The 25234-nt window shown below is 43.6% G+C and carries 31 protein-coding genes; 11 read left to right on the top strand and 20 right to left on the bottom strand.

All coding sequences use genetic code 11. The features are described 5' to 3' along the window. The first annotated feature begins 31 nt into the window (after positions 1–31). Positions 32–1045: an aldo/keto reductase gene (locus tag ACTJKG_RS23455; RefSeq protein WP_440740551.1), complete on the top strand. Its 1014-nt coding sequence runs from the start codon at positions 32–34 to the stop codon at positions 1043–1045. 107 nt (positions 1046–1152) lie between these two features. On the opposite strand, the gene ACTJKG_RS23460 is transcribed toward ACTJKG_RS23455, so the two are convergent. Further along, entirely contained in the window at positions 1153–1689 is a 537-nt protein-coding gene (locus tag ACTJKG_RS23460; RefSeq protein WP_172336733.1) for a hypothetical protein, read from the bottom strand. A 211-nt stretch (positions 1690–1900) separates the two neighbouring features. Here ACTJKG_RS23460 and ACTJKG_RS23465 point away from each other — a divergent pair, with 211 nt between their 5' ends. Further along, positions 1901–2416 (top strand): YceI family protein, encoded by a 516-nt coding sequence (locus ACTJKG_RS23465; RefSeq protein WP_172336732.1) that lies wholly within the window; start codon positions 1901–1903, stop codon positions 2414–2416. Between the two features lie 99 nt (positions 2417–2515). Here ACTJKG_RS23465 and ACTJKG_RS23470 read toward each other — a convergent pair whose 3' ends face one another. Continuing rightward, positions 2516–3532, bottom strand: coding sequence for a threonine aldolase family protein (locus ACTJKG_RS23470; RefSeq protein ID WP_440740552.1), 1017 nt, complete (start codon positions 3530–3532; stop codon positions 2516–2518). A 143-nt stretch (positions 3533–3675) separates the two neighbouring features. Between ACTJKG_RS23470 and ACTJKG_RS23475 the strand changes: the two genes are divergently transcribed. Then, a complete protein-coding gene (locus ACTJKG_RS23475; RefSeq protein WP_440740553.1) occupies positions 3676–4365 on the top strand; it encodes a hypothetical protein in 690 nt (229 codons plus the stop codon). Between the two features lie 113 nt (positions 4366–4478). Here ACTJKG_RS23475 and ACTJKG_RS23480 read toward each other — a convergent pair whose 3' ends face one another. Both ACTJKG_RS23480 and pdxH read right to left on the bottom strand, forming a co-directional pair. Further along, positions 4479–4976 (bottom strand): NADH-quinone oxidoreductase subunit C, encoded by a 498-nt coding sequence (locus tag ACTJKG_RS23480; RefSeq protein ID WP_172336729.1) that lies wholly within the window; start codon positions 4974–4976, stop codon positions 4479–4481. Beyond that, positions 4973–5620, bottom strand: coding sequence for a pyridoxamine 5'-phosphate oxidase (gene pdxH / locus ACTJKG_RS23485; RefSeq protein ID WP_172336728.1), 648 nt, complete (start codon positions 5618–5620; stop codon positions 4973–4975). The genes ACTJKG_RS23480 and pdxH overlap by 4 nt, the downstream gene beginning before the upstream one ends. Positions 5621–5817: 197 nt before the next feature. Here pdxH and ACTJKG_RS23490 point away from each other — a divergent pair, with 197 nt between their 5' ends. After that, positions 5818–6381, top strand: a complete 564-nt coding sequence (locus ACTJKG_RS23490; RefSeq protein ID WP_440740554.1) for a YqgE/AlgH family protein — start codon at positions 5818–5820, stop codon at positions 6379–6381. An 85-nt stretch (positions 6382–6466) separates the two neighbouring features. Here ACTJKG_RS23490 and purE read toward each other — a convergent pair whose 3' ends face one another. The 4 genes from purE to ACTJKG_RS23510 form a co-directional block, all read right to left on the bottom strand. After that, positions 6467–6988 (bottom strand): 5-(carboxyamino)imidazole ribonucleotide mutase, encoded by a 522-nt coding sequence (gene purE / locus ACTJKG_RS23495; RefSeq protein ID WP_440740555.1) that lies wholly within the window; start codon positions 6986–6988, stop codon positions 6467–6469. Positions 6989–7000: 12 nt separating this feature from the next. Continuing rightward, positions 7001–7351, bottom strand: a complete 351-nt coding sequence (locus ACTJKG_RS23500) for a four helix bundle protein (RefSeq protein WP_172336725.1) — start codon at positions 7349–7351, stop codon at positions 7001–7003. Positions 7352–7425: 74 nt separating this feature from the next. Then, on the bottom strand, positions 7426–8565 hold the full coding sequence (locus ACTJKG_RS23505; RefSeq protein ID WP_172336724.1) for a 5-(carboxyamino)imidazole ribonucleotide synthase: 1140 nt from the start codon (positions 8563–8565) through the stop codon (positions 7426–7428). A 67-nt stretch (positions 8566–8632) separates the two neighbouring features. Continuing rightward, positions 8633–9013, bottom strand: coding sequence for a hypothetical protein (locus tag ACTJKG_RS23510; protein ID WP_172336723.1), 381 nt, complete (start codon positions 9011–9013; stop codon positions 8633–8635). Positions 9014–9196: 183 nt separating this feature from the next. Between ACTJKG_RS23510 and ACTJKG_RS23515 the strand changes: the two genes are divergently transcribed. Together ACTJKG_RS23515 and ACTJKG_RS23520 are read left to right on the top strand one after the other, a co-directional pair. Continuing rightward, positions 9197–10651, top strand: a complete 1455-nt coding sequence (locus ACTJKG_RS23515; protein ID WP_440740556.1) for an NADP-dependent isocitrate dehydrogenase — start codon at positions 9197–9199, stop codon at positions 10649–10651. Between the two features lie 917 nt (positions 10652–11568). Further along, entirely contained in the window at positions 11569–12162 is a 594-nt protein-coding gene (locus ACTJKG_RS23520; protein ID WP_440740557.1) for a fasciclin domain-containing protein, read from the top strand. Positions 12163–12225: 63 nt separating this feature from the next. Here the strand turns inward: ACTJKG_RS23520 and ACTJKG_RS23525 are convergent, their stop codons facing one another. Both ACTJKG_RS23525 and ACTJKG_RS23530 read right to left on the bottom strand, forming a co-directional pair. Further along, positions 12226–12768, bottom strand: a complete 543-nt coding sequence (locus ACTJKG_RS23525; RefSeq protein ID WP_440740558.1) for a GNAT family N-acetyltransferase — start codon at positions 12766–12768, stop codon at positions 12226–12228. After that, positions 12768–13271, bottom strand: a complete 504-nt coding sequence (locus ACTJKG_RS23530) for a hypothetical protein (RefSeq protein WP_440740559.1) — start codon at positions 13269–13271, stop codon at positions 12768–12770. The genes ACTJKG_RS23525 and ACTJKG_RS23530 overlap by 1 nt, the downstream gene beginning before the upstream one ends. A 113-nt stretch (positions 13272–13384) precedes the next feature. On the opposite strand from ACTJKG_RS23530, the gene ACTJKG_RS23535 reads away from it, so the two are divergent. After that, complete coding sequence (locus tag ACTJKG_RS23535) at positions 13385–13996, top strand: hypothetical protein (protein ID WP_440740560.1); 612 nt, start codon at positions 13385–13387, stop codon at positions 13994–13996. Positions 13997–14393: 397 nt separating this feature from the next. Here the strand turns inward: ACTJKG_RS23535 and ACTJKG_RS23540 are convergent, their stop codons facing one another. Genes ACTJKG_RS23540 through ACTJKG_RS23550 form a run of 3 tightly spaced genes read right to left on the bottom strand, consistent with a single transcriptional unit; the run spans position 14394 to position 16506 of the window. Then, complete coding sequence (locus ACTJKG_RS23540; protein WP_440740561.1) at positions 14394–15668, bottom strand: MFS transporter; 1275 nt, start codon at positions 15666–15668, stop codon at positions 14394–14396. Between the two features lie 8 nt (positions 15669–15676). Continuing rightward, on the bottom strand, positions 15677–15910 hold the full coding sequence (locus tag ACTJKG_RS23545; RefSeq protein WP_172336717.1) for a hypothetical protein: 234 nt from the start codon (positions 15908–15910) through the stop codon (positions 15677–15679). Between the two features lie 5 nt (positions 15911–15915). After that, entirely contained in the window at positions 15916–16506 is a 591-nt protein-coding gene (locus ACTJKG_RS23550) for a TetR/AcrR family transcriptional regulator (protein ID WP_440740562.1), read from the bottom strand. Positions 16507–16850: 344 nt separating this feature from the next. Between ACTJKG_RS23550 and ACTJKG_RS23555 the strand changes: the two genes are divergently transcribed. Further along, positions 16851–17051 (top strand): hypothetical protein, encoded by a 201-nt coding sequence (locus ACTJKG_RS23555; RefSeq protein WP_172336715.1) that lies wholly within the window; start codon positions 16851–16853, stop codon positions 17049–17051. Positions 17052–17423: 372 nt separating this feature from the next. Here the strand turns inward: ACTJKG_RS23555 and ACTJKG_RS23560 are convergent, their stop codons facing one another. From ACTJKG_RS23560 to ACTJKG_RS23580, 5 genes are read right to left on the bottom strand one after another with little or no spacing between them, the layout of a single operon-like run. Continuing rightward, positions 17424–17786, bottom strand: a complete 363-nt coding sequence (locus tag ACTJKG_RS23560) for a hypothetical protein (RefSeq protein ID WP_440740563.1) — start codon at positions 17784–17786, stop codon at positions 17424–17426. After that, complete coding sequence (locus tag ACTJKG_RS23565) at positions 17755–18090, bottom strand: hypothetical protein (protein ID WP_172336713.1); 336 nt, start codon at positions 18088–18090, stop codon at positions 17755–17757. The genes ACTJKG_RS23560 and ACTJKG_RS23565 overlap by 32 nt, the downstream gene beginning before the upstream one ends. Before the next feature lie 17 nt (positions 18091–18107). Beyond that, positions 18108–18380: a MafI family immunity protein gene (locus tag ACTJKG_RS23570; protein WP_440740564.1), complete on the bottom strand. Its 273-nt coding sequence runs from the start codon at positions 18378–18380 to the stop codon at positions 18108–18110. 5 nt (positions 18381–18385) lie between these two features. Continuing rightward, positions 18386–18868, bottom strand: a complete 483-nt coding sequence (locus tag ACTJKG_RS23575) for an NADH-quinone oxidoreductase subunit B (RefSeq protein WP_172336711.1) — start codon at positions 18866–18868, stop codon at positions 18386–18388. Further along, positions 18858–19472 (bottom strand): NADH-quinone oxidoreductase subunit A, encoded by a 615-nt coding sequence (locus ACTJKG_RS23580; protein ID WP_440740565.1) that lies wholly within the window; start codon positions 19470–19472, stop codon positions 18858–18860. The genes ACTJKG_RS23575 and ACTJKG_RS23580 overlap by 11 nt, the downstream gene beginning before the upstream one ends. On the opposite strand from ACTJKG_RS23580, the gene ACTJKG_RS23585 reads away from it, so the two are divergent. Beyond that, positions 19471–20685, top strand: a complete 1215-nt coding sequence (locus ACTJKG_RS23585) for an NAD(P)/FAD-dependent oxidoreductase (RefSeq protein ID WP_172336709.1) — start codon at positions 19471–19473, stop codon at positions 20683–20685. The two genes, ACTJKG_RS23580 and ACTJKG_RS23585, sit on opposite strands and share 2 nt — an antisense overlap. A 402-nt stretch (positions 20686–21087) precedes the next feature. Here the strand turns inward: ACTJKG_RS23585 and ACTJKG_RS23590 are convergent, their stop codons facing one another. Both ACTJKG_RS23590 and ACTJKG_RS23595 read right to left on the bottom strand, forming a co-directional pair. Then, entirely contained in the window at positions 21088–21570 is a 483-nt protein-coding gene (locus ACTJKG_RS23590; protein ID WP_440740566.1) for a hypothetical protein, read from the bottom strand. Continuing rightward, the gene (locus ACTJKG_RS23595) at positions 21551–22432 is read right to left on the bottom strand and encodes a glycosyltransferase family 2 protein (RefSeq protein ID WP_172336707.1); all 882 of its coding nucleotides are present in this window, start codon (positions 22430–22432) and stop codon (positions 21551–21553) included. The genes ACTJKG_RS23590 and ACTJKG_RS23595 overlap by 20 nt, the downstream gene beginning before the upstream one ends. Before the next feature lie 243 nt (positions 22433–22675). Between ACTJKG_RS23595 and ACTJKG_RS23600 the strand changes: the two genes are divergently transcribed. Continuing rightward, positions 22676–23524 carry a cupin-like domain-containing protein gene (locus ACTJKG_RS23600; protein WP_172336706.1) on the top strand — a complete coding sequence of 283 codons (849 nt, stop codon included), beginning with the start codon at positions 22676–22678 and terminating at the stop codon, positions 23522–23524. Positions 23525–23868: 344 nt separating this feature from the next. Continuing rightward, entirely contained in the window at positions 23869–25065 is a 1197-nt protein-coding gene (locus ACTJKG_RS23605; protein WP_440740585.1) for an NADH-quinone oxidoreductase subunit D, read from the top strand. Positions 25066–25234 lie beyond the last annotated feature (169 nt).

Below are 25234 nucleotides of genomic sequence, written 5' to 3' on the forward strand. Positions count from 1 at the left end.
AATTTCACATCAAACAAAAAACCACCAACTTATGAAATACAATTTTTTAGGCAACACCGGTTTGCTGGTTTCTGAGCTTTGCTTTGGCACTATGACCTTTGGCGGTACGGGTTTGTACGAAGCCATTGGTAAGGCTCAGCAAAAAGAGGTTAATGAGATCATGAAAACGGTTGTTGACTCGGGTATCAACTTTATTGATACCGCCAATGTATATTCCTTTGGCGAGTCCGAATCGCTGCTCGGCCAATCTATCAAAGACGTGGGGCTCGATCGCAACCAGTTGGTTATTGCCACCAAAGTACGCGCTTTTTTAAACCAGGGACAAAACAGCGGGGGCCTATCCCGGTACCATATATTTCAATCGGTTGATGCCAGCCTAAAACGGCTTCAGCTTGATCATATCGACATATTGTATGTGCACGGTGTGGATTATCATACCCCGGTTGAAGAGATCATGCGCTCATTAAACGATATTGTTTTAAGTGGTAAGGTACGTTATGTAGCCGTATGCAACTGGCCCGGCTGGATGGTGATGAAAGCCATGGGTATTGCCGAAAAAAACAGCTGGAACAAATTTGTGGGTATGCAGTGCTTTTACTCATTGGCAGGCAGGGATATTGAAAGGGAGATATTACCGGTTGCCATTGATCAAAACATGGGTATGATGCCCTGGAGCCCGCTGGCCGGCGGCTTTTTATCGGGCAAGTTTACCCGGGATAATCAAAATGCCGAAGGATCACGCAGGGCAACCTTTGACTTTCCACCGATAGATAAAGAAAAAGCCTATAATATAATCGATGTCATTATAGAGATAGGCAAACAGCATAATGTATCGGCAGCGCAGATAGCCCTGGCCTGGGTACGCCTGCAAAAAGGTATCACCAGTACTATCATTGGTGCAAAAAATAATGATCAATTGCTGGATAATATCAAATCGACCGAAATTACATTATCTAACGATGACCTGAAAAAAATTGATGAGGTAAGCGCACTCCCGGTTGAATACCCTGGCTGGATCATTGATTATCAGCACCGCTTCAGATAGGCAGGTGAGTTAATGAGTTGTGAGTAGCGAGTTTTGAGGGCCATTACACAGCTTAACAAAAAAGGGAAGCCATGATGTAGCTTCCCTTTTTGTGTTAGATAGTAAAATTATAAGCCAAATCCATAAGCTATGCGTAAGGCAAATATGCCCAGGTGATCTTCTTTATGAGTTAAGTAATCATAATGAATACCAAAATCCCAATGTTTAGTGGCATAACCTAAGTTAGGCGACAGATCTAAACGATGAGGGCCCCAGTCCGGACCTTCCAATTTCTCAAAGGCAACACCAATTTCGCCGCCTACATATATATTGGGCAGAAAAAACTCTTTAACACCCGCTTTTATAGGTATCTCACCATAGCTTTGATATCTTTTGTCCTGTCCGGGTATTTTTTTCGGAAAGAAGTGATAGCCCCCGGTAGTAAAGGTGATAGCCAGATCGTTAGTAACACCGTACTGCAGGCGTGCGGTTCCGCCAAGACTAAAGTTTGTACCCAGTTTGGCAACTCCAGTCGGCAGACCCGATTCAATACCTAAGCTTAAAACAAAGTCTTTGGCTGGGGTAGTTTGTGCTTTTACGTTGGTTGCAAAAAACAAAATAGTTGCCATAAAAGCTACACCTATTAGTTTTGATAGTTTTTTCATTTGTAATGATTTTTAGTAAACAATATTTATATACATTACTATCTCATTTACAAATAGGTTGCCTCATTCCTAATTTATTTTTTCAAATAAGGCAAAAAGAACCTCACAAAGGAAATTTTCGCCACAGGCAACCTATTACCAAAACCCTTCGTATTTTTTGTAACGATCATCATTTAACAGAGGTTATATATCAAACCAAAAAAGTACTGACATGAAAAAAACTATCTATCCCGCGCTAATTATATTATTCATTAGCGTTTCGGCTTTTATCGCGGCAACAACCTGGAAAGTAAAGGATCCTTATGAAATAAAATTTTCTAACGGTAAGATACACGGAGAGTTTCAAGGCTTAAAAGCCAATATTCAGTTTGATAAAGCGCATCCTGAAGACGCGAAGATTTCGGCAACTATCGATGCCACTACTTTAAGCACTGGCTTTTTTATTAAAACCAGTCACTCTAAAGACGCTATCGATGTTGACCATTATCCTACTATCAGCTTTACATCAACTGCCGTGAGCAAAACCAGTGCAGGTTATGATGCCAATGGCAAGCTTACCCTAAAAGGTGTTACCAAACCTATTACCATTCATTTTACGTTTGACGACAAAGGGAATGAAGGTATTTTTAAAGGCGATTTTAAAGTGATCACCAAAGATTTCGGCATTACCAAAAACGGCTCGCCCGATTACCTGGATATTGCCTTGAGCGTTCCGGTAACCAAATAAGATATTCATGAACTTTGAGTTATGAGGGGGAAAGTGTGTTAATAACTCAAAAAGAAGGCCCGGAGCTTAAAACTCCGGGCTTTTGATTTTACATAGTTCTTATAAACTCTTTAACACTTTAATAACGTGTTCTACCTGCTCTGGGTGAACATCCAGGTGAGTTACAAAGCGGATACGGTGTTTATCCGTGTCGATGGCTTTGATACCATGTATAGCCAGTTTGGCCAATACGGAAGTTGCAGGCTCAACGGTATCAAAAAGCACAATATTGGTTTCCACAGGCAATACATTGCTTACCCAGGATAATTTGCTTAGTTCTTCGCCTAAAATAGCGGCATGGGCATGATCAATTTTCAATCGCTCTACATGATGATCCAACGCGTAGATACCTGCGGCTGCTAAAAAACCTGCCTGGCGCCATCCGCCACCCAAAACTTTACGGATACGACGTGCGTATTTAATGGTTGCCGCATCGGCCAGTAAAACCGAGCCTACAGGCGCACCCAGTCCTTTTGACAAACAAACAGATATCCCGTTAAAGTATTTGCCGTAATCAACTGCTTTATCGCCGGTATGTGTCAAAGCATTAAATATACGTGCGCCATCGAGGTGCAATTTTAAGTCTTTTGTTTGACATAGTTCGGCGATAGGCGCAATATCGGCCAGTGTATAACAGCTGCCACCACCCTTATTTACTGTATTTTCCAATACCACTAAGCTAGTATGCGGGTAATGGATATTTTCGGCATTGATCTCAGGTGCTATCATCTCGGCGGTGATAATACCCCGGTAACCATTTAACAAACGAGTAGATACACCCGAATTGAAAGCGATACCCCCGCCCTCATAACGGTAAACATGCGCGGTTTGGTCGGCTATCAGCTCATCCAGGGGCTGTGTAAAGCATTTAATAGCTATTTGGTTGGTCATAGTGCCCGAGGGGCAAAACAAGCCTGCTTCCATCCCAAAAATAGCTGCGGCTTTATTTTCCAGTTCGTCAACGGTTTCGTCTTCGCCAAAAACATCATCGCCTACTTTGGCGCTCCACATGGCTTCGAGCATTCCGGGTGTCGGTTTGGTAACCGTATCGCTGCGTAAATCAACAGTTAATTGCATGGTAATTTTTAATTCCTATTTTAGATATTCAAATCTAAATCATATAGGTACAATTTTACTATAATTGTGTATTTTATGTGTTACAGGTACACAGCAATCATATTAAATTTCACAAAATCACGTTCTTCGTTTTTAAACTCATTATGCGCACAACTATACTTCTTTCATTGATCGTATTGAGCTTCACATCGGCACAGGCTCAAAAATGGCAGCCCGGTACTTTTACTGATGTAAAAGGCAACCGCGAAACCGGCTTTATCAGGCTTAACCCTCCCGGGAAAGGACCTATAAAAGATGAAGGCTTTATTGAATTTAAAGAAACCGAAAAGAACAATCCCTATAAATTAAGCGCCAGTGATTTGCGGTCATTCATCGTAGCTAAAGATAGCTTTGTAGTGGCCCATGCCCCTCAAAATAGCGCCTGGGGTAAAGAGGAGACCGATTTTGTAAAAGTAGTGATAGACGAACCTACCAAACTCTATGTAGCAGAGGGTGGCAAAGGCAGCGGCGGTGGAAGCGGCTTTGGCATTTCGCCTGGTGTTGGTCTGGGTTACGGCACCGGTGGCTATGGTGGTGGCGTAGGCGGTGGTATTGGGATATCACTTGGTGGCGGGCGTGGCCGTAAAGGTGGTAAAACAGTTTATTATTATGGCACCAATACTGCCGAAATGAAACAATTGACCGACGAGAATTTTGAGGACATCATGACCGACATTATGGGCGATGACCCCGATGTGGTTGAAAAAATACATGCTCACCAATATGGCTTAAAAAATATAGATAAGCTGCTGAAGTATTATAACGAAACAAGGCTTAAAAGTGCCGCGCCCTAAATAAGAAGCGTCAGGCCGAATTTATTTCGGCATCCCACACGCTAAGCTGCGTCATATATGATTTAATATCCTAATGAGATGCTGAAACGAGTTCAGCATGACAGTGCTTTTTCCTAATCTATCTTGATGCCCTTATAATATTCTGCATTCTTATAATCTTTCCGGAGCGGGAAACCCTCCCAGTCATCGGGCAGCAATATCCGGCGCAGATCGGGGTGGCCTTCAAAAAATATACCCAACAGATCATAGGCCTCGCGCTCATGCCAGTCGGCGGTACGGTATACGGTGGTTATGCTTTTAAATTCGGGCAATTCGGCGCTTTCCCTGTTGTGTGGTTTGCTCACTTTAAGTGTGAGCTGTGTTTTATAGGGTATTGATGCCAAATGGTAAACCACACCGTAACGATTATCCTCATCATTGTAATGCACACCACTCAGGCTCGACAAAAAATCGAAATAAGTTTTATCGTTATTGCGCAGCTCCAGGCATACAGCCGTAATATCATCAGGTTTGATCAACAAGGCAGGCTGCAGCCCGCCTGTTTCTTCGCCTGTAATTACAGTTTCGCCAAATTTTTGAATAAGCAATTGCTTAATATCGTTAAACATCATGGTGCCAAACGTACTTTTTTCCAGCTTTTTTTATCAACTTTTTTATACAGGATCCGATCGTGTAAACGGCTTGAACGTCCCTGCCAAAACTCAACCAGTTGCGGGTTCAGGATATAGCCACCCCAAAATGATGGTTTGGGCACTTCCTTACCTTCATATTCTGCTTCCAGCTCGCTCCATTTTTTTTCCAGACCTTCACGACCTTCGATCTCCTGGCTTTGCGGCGAAGCTACAGCCCCTATCTGGCTGCCTTTTGGGCGCGAATGGAAATATCTTTCGGAATCTTCCTTGCTCAATTTTTCTATCGTACCCTCAATACGTACCTGGCGTTCCAGTTCGCCCCAAAAAAAAGTAATAGCTCCCTGTGGGTTCTTGGTGATCTCTTTGCCTTTACGACTTAAGTAATTGGTATAGAATATAAAACCATGCTGGTTAAACCCTTTTAATAATAAAATACGAGCTGATGGCTTTCCGTTGGTGGTAGCTGTTGCCAGCGTCATGGCATTGGGTTCATGCAATTTTGCGGCTAAAGCTTCGTTAAACCATTGTTCGAACTGATTTATTGGGTCGCCCTTGGTATCATTTTCGGATAATGTAGCGGCAGTATAATCCTGCCTTAAATTTTGTATTTCCTGCTGATTCATTGTATGCAAACTTACAAATTAGTATCAAGTAGTTAGTATCAAGTATCAAGTATCAAGACAGTTTTTAAAAGTAACATTTACAATATAAATGCATCTTAATACTAACACCTTGATACCGAAAGCGGGTACAGAAATTTTAATTTAATAATTGAACATATTTTTATTATGCTTGTTGTACTTTTTAAAAACTGAACCTTATGTTAAGTCCTATACCTGCCGCCGCGGGGCGTCTGCTTATTTCGGAGCCTTTTATGATGGATCCGAATTTTAAAAGATCGGTTATTTTACTGACGGAATACTCTGCTGAAGGTGCTATGGGGTTTATTTTAAACCATCACAGTGAATATATGCTGGGCGATGTATTACCTGATGTTTCTTACTCAGAAATGCCGGTTTATGACGGCGGACCGGTAGCCAAAAACACTTTACATTTTATGCATTGCTGCCCCGAAAAAATAGAAGGTGGTATTGAAATAGCCGAAGGGATGTTTTGGGGCGGAGATTTTGAACAGGCAAAGGAATTAATATCCAACTACCAACTGACAGAAAACGAGATCAAATTTTTTGCAGGATACTCCGGCTGGACCTCACAACAATTGGAAGAAGAAATACTACAGGACAGCTGGATAGTAGCCGAAAAGTTCAAATCAGAAACATTATTTTCCAATGACGAGCAAAACCTATGGAAAGAGGTTGTTATAGGCCTGGGCCAACGTTATGCCCACATAGCCAATTTCCCGGAGAACCCGGCTTTGAATTGAGCTTTTAGATGAGGTTTTACGTTGGACGTGTTACGTTATATGTATAAAAAACGTATAACGTAACACGTAAAACATATAACGTTCACTATCCTTCCATTTCCTTAGCAGAATCTTCTACTTTTTTCTTAAGATCTTCTTTAAAGTTGATGAGGTTTTTAACCAGGTATTCATCAGCCGTAGATAATATCTGCGCGGCAAGGATACCGGCGTTTTTTGCCGCGTTAAGGGCCACAGTAGCCACAGGGATACCATTTGGCATTTGCAATATAGATAGTATCGAGTCCCAGCCATCAATAGAGTTGCTTGATTTTACGGGCACGCCGATTACCGGCAGATGCGTTAACGATGCAACCATACCTGGCAAATGCGCGGCACCACCGGCGCCGGCAATAATCACCTTAATACCCCTATCAGCTGCAGCACGGGCATAACTGAACATCCTGTCGGGCGTACGGTGTGCCGATACTACGGTGATCTCATAATCAACACCTAATTCTTTTAAAACATCAGCGGCATCCTGCATTACGTTTAAATCCGATTTGCTGCCCATAATGATGGCTACTTTTGGTTCTTTCTCTAAGTTCATAGTTGATGGTTCATGGTTCATGGCAAAAAATCGTCAGATTGAATTTCGGAGTGCTGTGATCATTTTTACCAATACCTCATATTCATTATATAGTACGTTAAAATCCTCTTCTTTCAGATAGGCTCTTCTTCTTGCGATAAATAAACAACTAACAACTTCTATCGCAGATCTTAGTGAGTAGCCTAAAAATACTTTAAAAACAGCTTTGCTTTGCCCTGTTGAGCCTTCGGCAATATTTAGCACTACCGAATCAGCGGCCCTTTTTATCTGGGATATTAGGATATATATTTCTTCTTTGGGAAAGGTTTTAGTCAACTGGTTGATTTGTTCATCTAAGTCCATGGCCTTCTGCCACACCTGGAGATCTTCAAACCTAAATGCCATTTATCTTTTATTTATTGAATATCTAAATAACCTGTTCTACTATGAACTATGATCCATGAACTATGAACCAAAACCTAACTAATCACCTTCAACGTCTGCTGCACTAATCTTGCTTTTTCGATGGCTTTTTTCCGATCGGCATCAACAATGGTTACGTGACCCATTTTGCGGAATGGCTTGGTTAAGGCTTTTCCGTATAAGTGTACATATACACCCGGAATTTTCAATATTTTTTCGATGCCCTGGTATATGGCCGGACCTTCATAACCTACTTCACCTAAAATATTCACCATAATGGCATTGTTGAGGCAGGCTGTATCGCCCAGTGGCTGGTTAAATATGGCCCTTAAATGCTGTTCAAACTGCGAAACCACATTGCCTTCAATAGTTTGGTGGCCGCTGTTGTGTGGTCGTGGAGCCAGCTCATTCACCAGTATTTTACCATGCTTATCTAAAAACATTTCTACCGCCAGTATACCTACAATTTTAAGACTCTCAGCAATCTTTTTGGCTACCTGTTCAGCTCGTTCCAGTATTTCGAATGGTAAGGTTGATGGCGATATCAGGAACTCAACCAGGTTGGCCTGTGGGTTAAACTCCATCTCCACTAAGGGGAATGTGCTTATGTCGCCATTCTCATTCCGGGCTACAATTACGGCTATTTCCTTTTCAAAATCGATCCATTTCTCGATCAGGCTGGGTTCTTTAAACGCGCCTGATAAGTAGCTTTCGTCGGCTACTTTATAAACACCTTTACCATCGTAACCGTCTTTACGCAGCTTTTGAATGTACGGGAATGGTATAAAGCTTTGCTGTAATTGCTGTGGCGATGATATGATCTGGAAATCGGCCGTAGGGATACCGTTTTCTTTAAAGAATTGCTTTTGCAAACCCTTATCCTGTATCAGCCGGATAATCCGCGACTGCGGATAAACCATCACGCCCTCTTTTTCTAATTGTTCCAAAGCGTCAACATTCACCTTTTCTATTTCGATGGTGATCATGTCTACATTTTTACCAAAATTGTAAACAGTTTCATAATCGCTCAGAGAGCCTATAGTAAACTCATCACAGAGTTTACGACAAGGCGCTTCCCGGTCGGGATCAAGAACTTTTATGGTAACATTATAATTTATGGCCTGTTGTATCAGCATACGACCAAGCTGGCCGCCGCCCAGGATACCTAATTTTAAATCTCCGTAGAATGCTTTCATGTTGAAGATGCAAGTTTACCTGAAATCTTTCAAAAAGCCATAAAATGCTTAAAACATCTATAGCAAACTACCGCTTTTTAACCAGCAAATAATAAAACACAGCGTGTACAACCAGGAATATGCCACCTGTTATGAGGTAAACCATTCTGCCGGCAGGAGTCATTTTCATGCTCAGGGCGGTAATAATAAACACTACCGATCCGCCAAAATACAGCAGAAAACGTACAATGCGGTTATTCCAGTATTGTGGGTTAACCAGGAACATGGCAGGCAGGGTCATTACAAAAATGATGATATTTAAAAAGGTGACATTCTCCATGATCTTAGGTAATGTCTTGGTATAGTCATCGCTCTTTTGCTCTATATTGTAATAAACGCATACGGCAGCTATAGACAGGATAACTGAGAATAAGAAGACCCTGAAAAGTTGTTTAGGAATTGTTTTCATCTTGATATCAAATATAATAAATAAGCCCGGTTATGCGCCGGTATTATGGCTGCAAAGAAACGCATATGCGCCCGAAAAGCTTTAATCCTATTGTCACAAATTGGGATACAGTAAGCCTTATGTCCCCCGAATACCCCAAAAACAGCTACCTTAGCGCCGTTTTTACATATAAATACACGTTCTATGAAAACCAAAATAGCAGTAGCCAACGGCGATGGGATAGGTCCCGAGATAATGCAGGCCGTACTTAAAGTTTTTGAGGCCAATGATGTACCATTGGAGTATGAATTTGTGGAGATGGGCAAGTCGTATTTTGATGCCGGGCACTCCACCGGTATGACGGCTAAAGCAAAGGAAACTATTGAAACCCTGGGCATATTGTTCAAAGGCCCCATGGAAACACCAAAAGGTAAAGGCGTAAAAAGCATCAACGTAACCGCCCGTAAAGTTTGGAATACCTATGCCAACCAGCGCGATTTCCGGACGCTGAATGGTGTTGATACCGTTTTCTCCAAAGCCGGTATCCCCATCAACCTCACCATTATCCGCGAAAACATTGAGGATACCTATGGCGGCATTGAGCATTTGCTGACTTACGACGTTGCTGTTGGTCGCCGTATTATTACCCGCCCGGGCTCGGCGCAGGTGATCCGCTATGCTTTTGAAATGGCCAAACGCAAAGGCTTAAAAAAACTAGCCTGCGGCCATAAAGCCAATATCATGAAGCTTACTGATGGTCTTTTCCTGGAAACTTTTCAGCAGATAGCCAAGGAATATCCTGAGATTGAGGCATCAGACATTATCGTGGACGACCTGTGCATGAAGTTGGTAACCCGCCCGGAGACGTTCGAGGCCATTGTTTTAACCAATTTACAAGGCGATATCGTATCAGACCTTTGCGCTGGTTTAGTAGGTGGATTGGGCTTCGCGCCATCAGCCAACATTGGCGATAATATATCCATATTTGAGGCCGTACACGGTACCGCTCCCGATATCGCGGGCAAAGGCATAGCTAATCCTACCGCTCTATTGCTGTCGGGTATTTCGATGTTACGCTTTTTAGGTTTCTCCAAAAACGCGGCGGCCATAGAAAATGCGCTGCTGTACACCCTGGAGCAAGGCGTACATACAGGTGATTTTGGCAACAGGTCCATCCCCGCGTCCAATACCAATGCCTTTACCGATGCTATTATTGCCAATATAGGCCAGGTACCGGCCAACGGCGGTGTTTTTTCAAATCCCGATTTTGAGGCCCGCGTGAGCTATCTGCAACCCATAAAAAACAAGCTTACCGTTACCAAAAACATCAAAGAAGAGATGATTGGTGTAGATGTGTTTGTGGAAGCACGGGTACAACCCAATGAGCTTGCCGAAATGGCCAAAAAGGTACTGACCGACAATTTTGAACTGGTGATGATATCCAATCGTGGCACCCAGGTTTGGCCTACAGGCTCCATTTATACCGAGCTGGTGAACGAGTACCGCGTACGTTTTGAAAAGAAGGCCGGTAAAGAGATCACCCAGAAAGAACTGCTGCACATAGCGGCCAATTTTTCGGAATTGGCCAAAGTTTGCTCTGTGGAGTTTCTGATGAATTTTGATGGTAAAATTGGCTATACGCTGGCACAAGGCCAATAAGCGTCTGCCTGCACTCATATAAAAATAGCCTGTGATTGATCACGGGCTATTTTATGCCATTTAACTACTAAGGTATATCAACCAAAAATTGATAAAAAGTGGGTTTACATGGGTTTACACTTTTTAAGGTTAACATTAATTTAATTAATTGATAATCAGATAATTAAATTCTATTTTGCCAGATTTTCTCAAAAAAGTGTAAACCGTGTTTTTGGGGTAAAAAGGCTGTCATGCTGAGCGTCGTCGAAGCATGGTGGCCAGGCTTCTGCGCCCTACCCTTCGACGGAGCTCGGGGTGACAGCCCACCTTTTGAACATTTTCATCCATTCTCTTACATCATAGGGCATTTCATCATGGGAAGGGGTTTCTTTGCGCGATGATAATCCTGTTTCATAAACCCCTTCCCCCCCCTTCCCGCACTATTATTTAAGTTAAGGGATTTTTCAAACCCCATCGGGGTTAAAGCTTTGTAGAAAAAGTCGATTCCCTTTCAGTGCCATAGGTACTGTACTCAGGTTGCATACCTACGGCATGCTAAAAGATTGTTGTTTATTTTCTACAAAGCTTTTACTCCTATGGAGCATCTTTAATTAATGGCATTATTCCTTCCCCACGGAAGGAAGCGCACGGGGCTTTGGTTTTTTGATCGGCTGCCGTGCTGAGCTCCGTCGCAGCATGGTGGGCAGATCCTAATAAACCGTGTAATTCGCCCCCATTTGTGTAATTCGTACAATTTTTACTTCCCTCTTTCTTAGCGGTTTATACATGAATTTTAATTATTTAAAAACCATTCATTGTAATTATAAGTTATAAATCTACATAAATCGAAATGAACTATTAATTTAAACGATAATTTATAAGAGAAACTGCTACTCATTTACATGCTAATTACTAACAAAAACAAAAGAAAGATGAACATGAAAAAGTCAGTTTTAATTGCTATTGCATCACTTACTATCGGTTTTTTATCAACCAATGCAATTGCCCAAACACAGCAACAAGACACAACTAAACGCGATACAACTAACAAAACCGCTCCTGCCTCAACTGCTGCTCCATCCGCAGCATCGGGCGATGTGGTTGGCGTACTTTCCAGCTCTACCACCTTTGCTCCTATGGCTCTGGCTATCAAAAACGCCGATCTGGAAGCTACCTTAAAAGGCGCCGGACCATTTACCGTTTTTGCGCCAAATGATGTGGCCTTTAGCAAAGTACCCAAACCAGCTATGGACGATTTGATGAAGGATCATGCCAAGCTGGCCAAGGTTTTAAAATATCACGTAATAGCCGGCAAATACACCAAAGCCGACATCATCAAGGCACTGGGTGCCGGTAAAGGTAAAGCCATTTTAAAAACCATCGATGGTGATACGCTAACCCTGTCGGTTAATGATAAGAGCAACCTGCAAATCAGCGATGCTAAAGGTAACTCGGCCCTGGTTATATCATTTGATACTATGGCCAGCAACGGCGTTATACATGGTCTTAACGGGGTGCTGTTACCTCAATAAAAGTTCGTTTTGTTTAATTCTAAATCCAAAAGAGCCATGGTATGCAGGTACCGGGCTCTTTTTTTATTGCAGTTGATGGAGCTTCCATGTCTGGCGGCTGAGTTTATAAAACAAAAGACCTTCAATAATTTCGCCATACTCAAAATTGTTTCTCTCTAATAATTTAACCGACTGCTTATGAACCTCTAAAGTGAAAGCAGTAATCATCTCCAGCCGCATATCATTAAAACCCCAGGCAATTACCCGCGCAATAGCTTCCTGCATAATACCCTGTCCCTGCATTTCAGGAAACAGTTCATACCCTATCTCGACGCTGTTATCGTCATTATTTAAATTCCAGTAACAGATAGTACCTATTAATTTACGGGTAGTTTTTGATTCTATAGCCCAGTACACGGCCTTATTTTCAATCACATCCTGTATCCTATCCTTAATAAACCGAACAGCATCGGCAGGCGTTTGAGCTGCTTTACGGCCAACAAAGCGGTTAACCTCCTCATTGCTGCGCAGGGCAAATATGGCATCCTTGTCGGCAACCGATAATGCGCGTAACAACAACCGTGATGTTCGTAATTCCGGAAAATGCTCAGGGAATTGCATGCTCATTATTTTTTTGATAGGGCAGCAAACTTACCCTGCTTCAGGTGCCTGTCGGCTATAAGGGCGATGGGCAGTCCAAGACAAATGATCAGGATGGCTATACCGGTTACCAAAACAGGTAATTTAACCACAGGAAATGCTTTCTGTGTTATGGGGATAACGCCCAGGTTCATGATGATCCAGGCGGTAAAACCATACAAACATGCAATGAGGTAAGCATTCCGGAGCCCTTTTTTAAAGAAAGGGTACAACAGGTAAAACGCGCTGGTAAACAAAATGGCTATCAGATAATGAAATACTACACCGGCCACCACCATTTCGGCCCCGCCTTTAAAAGCAGCCTTACCAAAGGCGGCGCTGGCTATAAATTTAAAGATAATGGCAGGCTGTATTTTGTAGTTCAATAACAGGGCGGCTAAACCATCAAGCGTGCCGGTTATTAGCCCAATACCCAAAATATTGAGCACAATGTTATTTATACGAGGTATAGTAGCTTTTTCTTTTTGCATCAGGAAATTTGATTTGGCTAATTTATGTTTTTTATAAAGTTACGATATGAACATTATTAATTTATTTTTTGCGTTTAAGTAAATTTTTGTAACAGATGCTTATTTTTATGGCAATGAATAATAGCACCTGCCTTATTGAGGTTCCGGCTTTGCTGAGTAAAAAAACGAGCAGGATACTGACGTTTAAAACAGAAAGCCTGATCATCGAAAAACCCACAGGTATAAAACCGCCCGATTTTATACCCGCAGCTACCATTGCAGGTTTCCGGTATGGTGTTAGTTGGGTGCGCGGCTATGCATTTACCATTGGCAGACAGTACTTTATTGAAATTCAAACCGATCAGCAAAAAGTCATCAGCATCAAATTGGGCAGTTATTACAGCATCCGTAAAAAGCTGTATGACCAGCTCTGGTCAGAGATCATTCATCAGTTGTGGCGCTATTACTTTGTAAACCAGTACAATTACTATTATGATCTGTACAAGATAAACCAGGCTTTTGAACTTTGCGGCATTTATTTTCATCCCAATGGTATTGGCTGGGATGCGCTCAACATTTTGCAATGGAACGAGGTAGGTATTAGCAGCTACTACAATTATTTCATGATCTACAATCGTAAAAACAAAAAACAATACAAAAGCCGCAGTTTTGCCAAAGACTGGAACGCCGTGGTGCTGCAAGCTGTTTTGAAAGAGATAGTCGACGAGAAAAAAGTAGTGTTCTAATTGTTAATTTCTTACCTTCTCAACACTTTTTAAACCTCGGGTTTTAACAAATTTCTATTCAAAATTGAGTCAAAAACAGCTTAAAGTCCTTCCAATAATTTTCATTTTACCGCTTTTAACAAATTTCAATACGGTTTCGGCAGGTTTTAAAAAGTTTAAAAAGTATTATTTATCGGCTATCAAACACCTACATACCAAACGGTCGGTTTTTTTTTCGTTTAATAAAACAGCCCGGGGCGCTGTTAAAAGGTGCCCGGGCTGCTGATATAACTATACGAAATTTCTGGTGGAGTGTTGATGACTCCGATAAAATCTGTTTGTGCATTATATATGCTAACTGAAGAAGGTCCTTCGTTACTCAGGATAACAAAAATGGTGCTAAAAGCTCCCAACTAACTTACCCTTCCAAAATCATAACTTCATCGGGGATGATCGATTTGCCGCCTTCGGCTTTCTTTTTGGTAAGATTATCAACCCTGCGCATTAAAAGGATAGCGATGATGGAGATCGCGACAATGACATAGCCTACTATGTTATAATGTTGCAGCGGGGCGCCTTTGCCCGGCTGCGTTACAATCATGCCCGCAACCGCGGCGGCAACACCACCCGCAATTTGCTGTAACGAGGAGTTGATGCTCATGAAGGCGCCACGATCGGCCATATCGGGTATGGCGCTGGTTAAGGCCGATGATGGTATCATCCTGCTCATTACGCCCATCATCATTAATATATTGTAAAAAATAACCAACGGAAACGCGGTAACTCCCAAATTGGTATACAATACACACATCAGCATCATCCACACGGTAGCCATTGTAAATATTTTAAACTTGCTTATCTTATCGCTTAGCTTACCCACCACTGGCATGATCACCAATGCGCTCAGGCCCGATATCATAAACAGGATAGGCAATTGTCCGTTGGTTAGTCCCAGGTTATTGATAGCGAAAGCGCTGCCGAAAGGCATCATCATAAAGCCACCTATAGACAGCAAGGCTGTAGCCGCAAAGCCTACGCGATAATTGCTTTTGGTAACCGTGTGTAACAAATGTTTAAAAGCCGTTTTTTCGGTTTTTATGAGTAAATGCGCTACCACGGGTTTCATTTTAATGGCTATTAAGGCTGCAATGCTGATGCTTAACAGGGCTACCATCCAAAATGGAGCTTCCCAACCCCAGGCGTTGGCTAAATAAAGACCGATAGGCACGCCAAGAACCTGGCTTGCACCAAAGCCCATCTGTACAAAACCCATCACCCGTCCGCGTTGTTGCAGGGCAAACAGATCGGTAATAATAGCCATGGATATAGAGCCTATAACCCCGCCAAACAGGCCGGTAATGATACGCGCGGCAACCAGCACGGCATAAGATTGCGCCAAACCGCAAAAAACAGTACCGGTAATAAAGCCCAGGTAAAAGAACAGCAGCAGCTTTTTACGATCAAACTTATCGGCAAAGCCAGCGGTTAGCAAGCCTGATATACCCGCGCTAAAGGCATAAGCAGATACTGCGATACCAAAGGCCGAGGGTTTCAGGTTAAGCGATTTCATCAATATATCGCCCAGCGGCGACATTACCATAAAATCAAGTATCACGGTAAACTGGGTGATAGCCAGCAGAAATATAATGAGTTTTTGGTAACCTGTAAAAGCTACCGGTTGTTGGTTATCCATAATGTACTTTAAGTTAGTTCACAGCATTGATAGCCGTGATGATTTATAATTTCAATAATTTGTGTATGCGACAATGTTTCTGATATGATGCGCAATACATAGTCGCTATCCTCCATGTCGATATTCCAGCATTGTACCGCGGGATGCTTATCCAGTAGTGTATGCAGCAGCTGCTTACCTTTATGGCTGCTGATGTTGGTTTTAAACAGCAGGATATGATTAAAATTTAAAGCTGTTTCCATCAGTTTTATTTTTTTAAGGATTTCACAACCAGGTCAAACGCCCGCCAGAGTACCTCGTCGGTCATTTTAAAGGGCTTGCCACCAAGGCTTTTCCCCTCAATATCAAAGCGGATAAGGTTATATAAAGTACCGAACGCTATTGACCAATACACCTCAAAAGGCATGGTTTCTATTTCGCCACGCTCTGTAATATTGTGCATAAACCTGGTCATGGCGCTGATGAAGCCGGGCATAAAGCCCGAAAGAAACTCTTCCTGGTAACTTGAACTGCGCAGCTGATCAAAAAACTGGTTCATCTTAGGCTTTTCCCTGGCGTAACGGTAACGGTTTTCCCATTGTTTACGCAAGCCCTGTTCAAAAGGCTCTTCCGGATCAAAGTCTCTGATAAAAAATTCTTCCATCACCCTCAGCTCCTCCATAGCCACTTTCATGATCAAATCGTCGCGGTCTTTATAATATATATAGGGCGTACCTACCGAAATTTTACAAGCCCTGGCCAGTTTATTCATACTAAAGCCTTCTAAACCATCCTTGATGATGAGCTCGATAGCTTTTTGCTTTACCAATTCTTCCTTGTCTGTATTCCTTGATCGCATAACGATACAAAGATAAATAAATATTCATTCATTTATAATGATGTTTTATTTATGTGACTATTTTGACAATTAGAAAGCATACGTTTTTGCTCCTGACGGGAGATTCCGGGAGTGGTAGCTCATGATTAGACTCAGGAGAAGTTCTACGCGGGATGATCATCCTATTCCATAAACCTCTTCCTCCCCTTCCCAAGGGAAGGAATCGCACAAGGCCTTGCTCTTTGAATCCTCAAGTGTGGGAGTTCTTAACCTTTGTCGAAAAACACTATGGTCAATTTACCATAAGGTAACATTACCGCTTTACTTTTAAGTGTAAGTATGGACCACCATTTAAAACAAAAACCATGAAAAATTTAAAATTGAAAGCATTAGACCTGGGTGCCAGCGAAGTGCTGAACAGAGCTCAATTGAAAAAACTGACAGGCGGTGCCAGCGGCCCAACCTGCAGCATTAACCAGGGTGGCTGCAATACCAGCATTACCTGTGCCGGCGGCGAAATATGCCGTTGTACCGAAAACCCATGCTGGTGCGGCTGCAGGGGTTAAGCTAAGGTTCCCAGACTATTTTTCCCCTCCTCTCTGGCTCTCGCTGAGAGGAGGGAGCTTAGACAGAAGCAGAAACCCCTTCCTACCCTTCCCCAAGGAAGGAATCGCACGAGCCAGAGCTTTTTTAGATCGTGTTTTCCAGTTCCCTCCCTTGGGAGGGGTGCGGTTGGTTTGCGCGATGGCAGGGAGGGGTTTATACGTGCGGCAGATTAACCAATTTATTAAACTCCGCAGTCGCTCGGCTCCAGCCGAGTGACGACTATTTGCAGGCCTTTGACCTGCTAAACAAATATAATCTTGCTTTTTACAGCGGCCGGAGGCCGGGTAATAATCGTCGCTCGGCTGGAGCCAAGCGACTGCGGGAATTTTTAATTAAATTTCTTCATAAAATGCAAATACAGTAAAATCGTGCTTTTCATTTTCACTGTACTCATTCACTAATTTAATTTTTAAATAAATCAGCAGATCCGGGATGTGTGTCTGGCTATTAGTTTCTATATCATCTAATAACTCCAGCTCCAATTCTGAAGGAGGAGAGGTGTAATAAGCCGTTAAATGGATCTGGTGCATATCCAAATCGACATCAAGATATATACGCCTTAAATTTTCAGTTATCTTATGTGATAGAAACCTGAGAACTGTCCGGTACAATTCAAATTTTTTCTCTTCTTGTGTCATATTGTATTTTGTCCCCTGCTGGATTTTACCCATCAATATAACAACCGTCATCATCATATCTATCCCAATTAACCGATGGCTTTATACTTTTGATGATATCATACTCGAATATAATATCAAAGTCCTCGGGATTTTCGTAATTACAATGCGGGCAAATATTATTTTCCAGGGCTCCATTACATATAACCCGGGGTAAGTTGGGCTTGCCCCTATCGTAATATGGTTCTGCTCTTTTAATTTTGTCACCAAGTTTATACTCATATTGCCAAACCTCACCAAATTTAAACTGTACGCGGTACATCATTACACCACCGCAATTGTTACAATTTGCCTGAATAGTCAATATGTTAAATGCGCCCATAGCCTGTTAAAAAACATTTAAAGCTTTATTAACTCTTTTATATATGAATAGCTTTCTGCGGTCCGTTTTAACTTATCTCCAATATCGCAAATCAGCAGATAAGTTGCCTCAGTTATCTCGATATCATATTCGTGCATTTGTATGAGGATATGATCAAAACACAAGCCTGTTTCATTGTATTCAAGAAACTCTTTCGCGATTATGATAGCTTGATTATTTAGTCCGGATTGTTCGGCTACATCCAGTAATGCTTGTAATTTTTTTTTAAGCTTGTTCACAAACCACTTCATTCTGCTTACCCTCTCACCCAATGTTCCTGCTCAATTTTCTTTTGCAGTTCAAGGATGGAGCCGATGAGGGCCTCGGGGCGGGGTGGGCAGCCTTGCACGTATACATCCACAGGGATCACTCTGTCCACGCCTTTTACAACATGGTAGCCATGCTGCCAGTATGGACCACCGCAATTGGAGCAGGAGCCCATCGAGATCACATATTTAGGGTCGGGCATTTGTTCGTACAGGCGTTTAATGCGCTCGGCCATTTTAAAGGTAACGGTACCGGCTATGATGATCACATCGGCCTGACGGGCTGATGGGCGCGGAAATACGCCAAAACGATCAAGGTCATACGTAGATGCCATCGACCCCATCATTTCAATAGCACAGCAGGCAATGCCAAAGCTCAGGGGCCACAGGGATGACAGGCGCGCCCAATTAAGCAGATCGTCCAGTTTGGTTACTACAACACCGCCGCTTTCACTTGTTATATCACTGCTCATTTCCTGGCTTTTTAAAGGTGGGTTTAAACATGGGTTTGCGGATAGGCGCGGCTTCGGCAGGTGCTTCGGCAACGGCTGCTTCGGCAGCTACAGGCTCATTACCCATGCTAAAGGGTTTCACCACAAATTTCCCTTGCTCCATATTTAATTGTTCGTATAAAGATGCGGGAATGGTGACATCGGTTACAGGTACTGCGGGTTTGGCTTTTATCCATTCCAGGTCGCCTTTGCGCCAAACGTACACCAGGCCCAATATCAGGATGCCTAAAAACACAAACATTTCGGCCAGCGAAAACCATCCCCAGCGGGCATCCTGCGCGATGATTTCATGACTGCCAAATACCGTTGCCCAGGGAAAAATGAATACCATTTCTACATCAAACAGCAGGAATATGAGGGCAATCACATAAAACCGCGGATTGAAGGGCAGCCAGGCATTACCGGTGGGTTCTTCGCCGCATTCGTACGAGGTTAATTTTTCGTAATTCGGATTTTTTGGAGCAAGCAGGCGGTTAATAAAAAATATAACACATACCATAATTATTCCGGTAATCAGGAAGATGAGTATCTTGCCAAATTCTGATATTTGCGAAACATCGGTCATGACTACAAATTTAACAAAACAAACCCATTTTGATGCAATAATTATTGGCGGCGGCGCCTGCGGACTCATGTGCGCCGTACAGGCGGGCTTTTTGGGCAAGCGCACGCTGATACTGGAAAAGGCCGATCGTGTGGGTGCCAAGATACTGATCAGCGGGGGCGGCCGCTGTAACTATACCAATTTGTATGCTACCGATCAGCAGTTTATATCGCAAAACCCGCATTTCTGCAAATCGGCATTTTCGCAGTGGACGGTGGAGGATACCATCAGCTTTTTTGAAGCTTATGGTATTGAAGGCAAGGAGAAAACACTGGGCCAGCTTTTCCCGGTGAGTGATAAGGCTAAAGATGTGGTACAGGTTTTTATTGATCTTTGTGCCGATATGGATCAGGAGATCTGGTGTGATGCCGAAGTAAAAATGGTGGAGAAAACTGCCGATGGCTTTACCGTTCGGGCCGAGGTTGATGGCCGGCAGGAATACATCAGTGCGCCCAGTGTGGTGATTGCGGCGGGTGGTTTGCCTATCCCCAAAATGGGCGCTACCGATTTTGGCTTGCGTACGGCCCGCAATTTCGACCTTAAAATTGTAGATACCGCCCCTGCCCTGGTTCCGCTCACTATTACCGGGAAAGATCAGCCCTGGTATGAACAGCTAAGCGGCAACAGTATTTTTTGCCGGGTTTGGAACGACAGGATCAGCTTTGAAGAAAATATACTGTTTACGCATTGGGGACTGAGCGGACCAGCCATCCTACAGATCTCCTCCTACTGGAAACCCGGCGAATACATCAATATCGACCTGCTCCCTAACCAAAACATTGCTGATCTGCTGCTGCAGGAAAAAGAAGCCAACGGCAAAAAAATGCTGCTGGCCTACCTGGCAGGCCTTTATACCCGCAAATTTGCCGAGGCCCTGAGCGATAAGCTGCCCGTGGAGAAAAACCTGGCCTCGCTCACCAAAACCGATATCGAAAACATCAGCGAGCTGATACACGAATTCAAAGTAAAACCTGCCGGTGACAAAGGGTACGACAAAGCCGAAGTAATGCGCGGTGGCGTATCCACCGACGAATTATCCTCCAAAACGCTGGAAGCGAAGAAAGTGCCCGGTCTGTTTTTCGGCGGCGAATGCGTGGATGTTACCGGCTGGCTGGGCGGCTACAATTTTCAATGGGCCTGGGCCAGCGGTTTTGTGATAGCGCAGAATCTGTAGGGTTGTCTGAATCAGAATTTCCAGAATTTTAGAATTAACAGAATTTTTCAGTTCCCTCCCCACGGGAGGGGTGCGATGGGTACGTGCAATGGCAGGGAGGGGTTTATGCGCGATGCAAATTTATATGGTGTAGAAACCCCTTCCTCCCCCTTTCCGAGGGAAGGAATCGCACCAGGCCCGGGCTTTTATTTTCAAGCCAAAAATACAAGCCATCCTCAACTTATTTCAGGATTCCACAGGACAGGTTGACCTTCAGGCTGTACACCTTGCATATGGGGTTCCGAAACAAGTTCGGCATGACTTGGGGAGGTAATCAGAAAATCTTTTAATCTCGAAAATCACGGTTCTGACAAATAACGTATAAGATCTCTCCTCGTACCTCGTTCGAGATGACACTTATTGCTATTCTATCAGCCCAAACTGTTTCATATGATGGGTAAAGTGCTTACCGTGCCATATAAGCCATTCATGGTGATTCATGGGACCGAAGCCACCATGGATAGCCACGATGCCGGGCTGCTCAAAATAACGGTCAAAGGCTTCCAGTTCTTGCATCAGTTGGTTAACGGCGTTTGCTATATTGGGGTACTGGTAATACTCAGGGGGCTCTTGAAAAACTACATTTCGCCCGATCTCCTTGTCGGAGTATACCATTAGCTGTTTCATTTGGGAAGCCTTGTCGGCCGGCTGCTCACAAAAAGGTGTTTTTTTGCCGTTTGTCCATTCCACCTGGTCAACCAGGTGCTCTACCATTTGCTGTGCCTTCATTTTACCCCAGATAGGCGTGGTATCCGGATCAAGTGACAATAATAATCGGCGTAGTTCTGCCCGGTTGTTGATATCAAAAAACTGAGCCATAATTACTTTATCGTTCAACAATTTCATAATTCCGGTATTCGCCTATGCGCCAGCCGGTCAGCTGTTCAACCCTTTGCAGGAATTTACGGCGAAAGGTCATGTTTTTACGAAGCGCCTTGGTGCTGAAATCGATCTTCCAGTTGGTGGCGGCTATACGTTTTTGCATGGGCGCTGGGTGTGTACCCGTAAAGTGCACCAGCTTATCGGCATTGCCATAGTCAAACTCATAGGTTTCGGGCAGGTTTTGCTCCATCCAGGCATCGTCGTGATAAAACTTATTGAAATTTCGGATCTTATTATTCAAGCCTTGTGGTGGTTTGGCCCAGCCGTAATGATAGATGTATGCATCGATGAGTTTTACCTTAATCTTACGATCATTAAGCCGGAAACCTTGCGCATCGCGATAAGCGCGGATACCTTTAATATTCTTCACCAAACGGATTTCGCGGCGATACCAGCGGCGCGAATCGCCATAATAATCATAGGAACCATAAAAGTGCAGGTATTTAAACAGCAGGCCCTCGATGTTTGGTTTATTCAGTGCCTCCTCCATTTCTTTTTTAATGAGGGGATGATATTTTTCGTGCACGGCCTCATCGCCCTGAATGTAGAAAGCCCAGTCGGCATCGGGCGATATGGCATCAAAGGCCTTGTCGGTTTCTACGGCAAAAACCCGTCCGCCATCTTTCAGGGTATCGTCCCAAACCGAATCAATGATCCTGATCTTGGGCGAGCCAATAGCTTCGATCAACTGGCGCGTGCCATCATCAGAATTTCCGGACATCACGATAAACTCATCGCACAGCGGCAAAATGGAGGTGATGGCTTCAACAATGGGGTAATCATTTTTAACCGCGTTTCTGATAAAGGTAAATCCGGATACTTTCATTAAGCCAAAGGTATTTAAACAAGGGGTAATTTTGATAAAAAGTAAGATGATATTTGTTGAAGCTAAATTTACCTTGTGCATTTTGTTCACTCAATCTTCATGTTATTTTACAACCTTCAGTTGTTATTTACGTAATACAGTTAAATATCCATCTGCCTCATAATTTTAAAGAAATCAATTAATTATTAAGCTAAAGGTTTAATCTTTTACTAAACCCGTATCGTCCCTGCAACCAATTTACATATGGATATCATCAGAAGAGATAACATTACTTATGAGGAATTTATGGAAGAGCATTATAAACCCGGCATACCGTTGGTGTTTACCAATGCCGCCAAAGTGTGGAAGGCTAACGGATTGTTTAGTCCCGATTGGTTCCGGGCCAATTACCCCGACCGTAAAACCGATTGCCGGGGCACCACCTATACTATGCAGCAGGTGATGGATATGGTAGAGGCCGCTACCGAAGATAAACCCGCTCCCTACCCCATTATTTTTGATATTCCAGCAACCCTGCCCGAGATATTGCCCCTGTTGGATCCGCTGGATCTGAACTATGCATCGCCCAACTGGCTCAAAAATAAAATGTTCAGCGTTGGCAAATGGGGCGGCGCTACCGAAATGTTTGTGGGTGGCCCGGGCGGCAGGTTCCCCTACATGCATATTGATTATTACCACCTGAATGCCTGGATAACGCAATTGTATGGCGAAAAGCGCTTCACCGTTTTTCCGCGCGGACAGGAACATATGCTTTACCCCCGCCCGGATGATCCATGGCGCTCGGAGCTCAATGTATTTGAACCCGATTATGAAAAATACCCGCTGTTTAAAGATGCCACGCCCATAAATTTTGTGGTTGGCCCCGGCGAAACTTTATTTATACCCTTTGGTACCTGGCATACGGCTTATTCGCTTACGCCAACCATTTCGGTCGCTTTTGATACCCTCAACAGCAAAAATCACAAGGAATTCATGAAGGATGTATGGACCTTTAAAAAACGCGACAGCAAGCTGAAAGCTGTAGCCATGTACGCTTATGCGGCGCTGGCTACGCAAAGCTGTAAAATTGGGGAGGTGTTGAAAGGGAGGTAGCAGAGTCGACTCACCCCGACATCGCTGCGCTCGCCACCCCTCTCTCCGCTTCGCGCATAGAGGGGGCTTTACTTCTTTTTTGTCATCCTGAGCGAAGCGAAGGATCTGTTGTTCATTATGCAATCGCAGAATAGATCCTTCGTTCCTCAGGATGACAAATTTCTTTTATAACTTTTCAATTCCCTCTATGCGCCAAAGGCGGAGAGAGGGGTGGCGAGCGCAGCGATGTCGGGGTGAGTCGACTATATACCCTCTAAAGACTACAATTTTTATAGATTTTTATCCCGATAAAACCAAAAAAATGTTGATTTTTGAAACCTACAAAACAGCATACAACATTGGTGATCACAAACCCGAAATACGAAGAAGCTTTAAATAACTACCATAAAAAAATAGCGGAAGCCAGCGTGGAGGATATGGTGCTCAATATGGGCCCGCAGCATCCGTCTACACATGGCGTTTTGCGTTTGGAGCTGATCACCGATGGCGAAATTGTAAAAGAGGTTATCCCGCATATCGGTTACCTGCACCGCTGTTTCGAGAAACATGCCGAATCATTAACCTACCAGCAAACTATTCCATTTACCGACAGGCTGGATTACCTGGCATCCATGAACAATAGCCATGCTTTTGTGATGGGTGTGGAACGGATGATGGGCATTGATAAAGATATCCCCAAACGGGTGGAGTACATCCGCGTGCTGGTATGCGAACTCAACCGCATTGCATCGCACCTGATAGCCATTGGCACTTATGGTATTGATATAGGCGCTTTTACCCCTTTCCTGTGGTGTTTTAGGGACCGCGAACATATTATGGGTATGCTGGAGTGGGCCTCGGGCTCGCGCATGCTATATAACTATATATGGGTGGGCGGTTTATTTTACGATCTGCCGGTAGGCTTTGAGGAACGCTGCCGCGAGTTTGTAGAATATTTTAAACCTAAAATGGCGGAGCTTAACCAGCTGCTTACCGATAACCAGGTGTTTATATCGCGCACGGCCAATGTGGGTGTGCTGCCATTGGATGTGGCTATTAATTATGGCTGCTCGGGCCCCATGCTGCGGGCATCGGGTTTAAAATGGGATCTGCGGCGCATTGATAATTATTCTGCTTATCCCGAACTTGATTTCGAGATCCCAGTTGGCACAGGCTTAATGGGTACCGTAGGCGACTGCTGGGACCGCTACAAAGTGCGTGTGGATGAGATTGAACAATCCCTGCGCATAGTGGAGCAATGCCTTGACCGCCTGCAAAACGAGCTAAAACGCACCCCCGATTTTGACCCGCGGGCTAAAATGCCGCGTAAAATAACCCCCAAAGCGCAGGATTACTATGTGCGCTGCGAAGGCGCCAAAGGCGAACTGGGTTTTTATTTTATGGCCGATGGACGATCGGAGATCCCTACCCGTGTAAAAGCACGCGGACCAAGTTTTAACAATCTTTCCGTATTACCCGAAATTTCCAAAGGCGTACTCATCGCCGACCTGATAGCCATTGTAGGCTCCATTGACTTTGTACTGGGCGAAGTGGACAGGTAACATCAGTGTCACACTTTGTCATCCCGAGCGCAGCGAAGGATCTATTATTGAACATGCACCTCGCATAATAGATGCTTCACTTCGTTCAACATGACAATTTATTTTATATAGAAATCCATCAAACAAAAAAAGAGGTCCCTTACGGCACCTCCTTTTCAATTATTAATTT

The sequence above is a fragment of the Mucilaginibacter sp. 22184 genome, from assembly GCF_052045695.1.
Taxonomy (GTDB): Bacteria; Bacteroidota; Bacteroidia; order Sphingobacteriales; family Sphingobacteriaceae; genus Mucilaginibacter.

Bases quoted from the DNA above. Each gene is read 5' to 3' on its own strand.
- ACTJKG_RS23455 (WP_440740551.1), top strand. From the start codon at position 32: ATGAAATACAATTTTTTAGGCAACACCGGTTTGCTGGTTTCTGAGCTT.
- ACTJKG_RS23460 (WP_172336733.1), bottom strand. From the start codon at position 1,689: ATGAAAAAACTATCAAAACTAATAGGTGTAGCTTTTATGGCAACTATT.
- ACTJKG_RS23465 (WP_172336732.1), top strand. From the start codon at position 1,901: ATGAAAAAAACTATCTATCCCGCGCTAATTATATTATTCATTAGCGTT.
- ACTJKG_RS23470 (WP_440740552.1), bottom strand. From the start codon at position 3,532: ATGCAATTAACTGTTGATTTACGCAGCGATACGGTTACCAAACCGACA.
- ACTJKG_RS23475 (WP_440740553.1), top strand. From the start codon at position 3,676: ATGCGCACAACTATACTTCTTTCATTGATCGTATTGAGCTTCACATCG.
- ACTJKG_RS23480 (WP_172336729.1), bottom strand. From the start codon at position 4,976: ATGATGTTTAACGATATTAAGCAATTGCTTATTCAAAAATTTGGCGAA.
- pdxH (WP_172336728.1), bottom strand. From the start codon at position 5,620: ATGAATCAGCAGGAAATACAAAATTTAAGGCAGGATTATACTGCCGCT.
- ACTJKG_RS23490 (WP_440740554.1), top strand. From the start codon at position 5,818: ATGTTAAGTCCTATACCTGCCGCCGCGGGGCGTCTGCTTATTTCGGAG.
- purE (WP_440740555.1), bottom strand. From the start codon at position 6,988: ATGAACCATGAACCATCAACTATGAACTTAGAGAAAGAACCAAAAGTA.
- ACTJKG_RS23500 (WP_172336725.1), bottom strand. From the start codon at position 7,351: ATGGCATTTAGGTTTGAAGATCTCCAGGTGTGGCAGAAGGCCATGGAC.
- ACTJKG_RS23505 (WP_172336724.1), bottom strand. From the start codon at position 8,565: ATGAAAGCATTCTACGGAGATTTAAAATTAGGTATCCTGGGCGGCGGC.
- ACTJKG_RS23510 (WP_172336723.1), bottom strand. From the start codon at position 9,013: ATGAAAACAATTCCTAAACAACTTTTCAGGGTCTTCTTATTCTCAGTT.
- ACTJKG_RS23515 (WP_440740556.1), top strand. From the start codon at position 9,197: ATGAAAACCAAAATAGCAGTAGCCAACGGCGATGGGATAGGTCCCGAG.
- ACTJKG_RS23520 (WP_440740557.1), top strand. From the start codon at position 11,569: ATGAAAAAGTCAGTTTTAATTGCTATTGCATCACTTACTATCGGTTTT.
- ACTJKG_RS23525 (WP_440740558.1), bottom strand. From the start codon at position 12,768: ATGAGCATGCAATTCCCTGAGCATTTTCCGGAATTACGAACATCACGG.
- ACTJKG_RS23530 (WP_440740559.1), bottom strand. From the start codon at position 13,271: ATGCAAAAAGAAAAAGCTACTATACCTCGTATAAATAACATTGTGCTC.
- ACTJKG_RS23535 (WP_440740560.1), top strand. From the start codon at position 13,385: ATGAATAATAGCACCTGCCTTATTGAGGTTCCGGCTTTGCTGAGTAAA.
- ACTJKG_RS23540 (WP_440740561.1), bottom strand. From the start codon at position 15,668: ATGGATAACCAACAACCGGTAGCTTTTACAGGTTACCAAAAACTCATT.
- ACTJKG_RS23545 (WP_172336717.1), bottom strand. From the start codon at position 15,910: ATGGAAACAGCTTTAAATTTTAATCATATCCTGCTGTTTAAAACCAAC.
- ACTJKG_RS23550 (WP_440740562.1), bottom strand. From the start codon at position 16,506: ATGCGATCAAGGAATACAGACAAGGAAGAATTGGTAAAGCAAAAAGCT.
- ACTJKG_RS23555 (WP_172336715.1), top strand. From the start codon at position 16,851: ATGAAAAATTTAAAATTGAAAGCATTAGACCTGGGTGCCAGCGAAGTG.
- ACTJKG_RS23560 (WP_440740563.1), bottom strand. From the start codon at position 17,786: ATGATGATGACGGTTGTTATATTGATGGGTAAAATCCAGCAGGGGACA.
- ACTJKG_RS23565 (WP_172336713.1), bottom strand. From the start codon at position 18,090: ATGGGCGCATTTAACATATTGACTATTCAGGCAAATTGTAACAATTGC.
- ACTJKG_RS23570 (WP_440740564.1), bottom strand. From the start codon at position 18,380: ATGAAGTGGTTTGTGAACAAGCTTAAAAAAAAATTACAAGCATTACTG.
- ACTJKG_RS23575 (WP_172336711.1), bottom strand. From the start codon at position 18,868: ATGAGCAGTGATATAACAAGTGAAAGCGGCGGTGTTGTAGTAACCAAA.
- ACTJKG_RS23585 (WP_172336709.1), top strand. From the start codon at position 19,471: ATGACTACAAATTTAACAAAACAAACCCATTTTGATGCAATAATTATT.
- ACTJKG_RS23580 (WP_440740565.1), bottom strand. From the start codon at position 19,472: ATGACCGATGTTTCGCAAATATCAGAATTTGGCAAGATACTCATCTTC.
- ACTJKG_RS23590 (WP_440740566.1), bottom strand. From the start codon at position 21,570: ATGAAATTGTTGAACGATAAAGTAATTATGGCTCAGTTTTTTGATATC.
- ACTJKG_RS23595 (WP_172336707.1), bottom strand. From the start codon at position 22,432: ATGAAAGTATCCGGATTTACCTTTATCAGAAACGCGGTTAAAAATGAT.
- ACTJKG_RS23600 (WP_172336706.1), top strand. From the start codon at position 22,676: ATGGATATCATCAGAAGAGATAACATTACTTATGAGGAATTTATGGAA.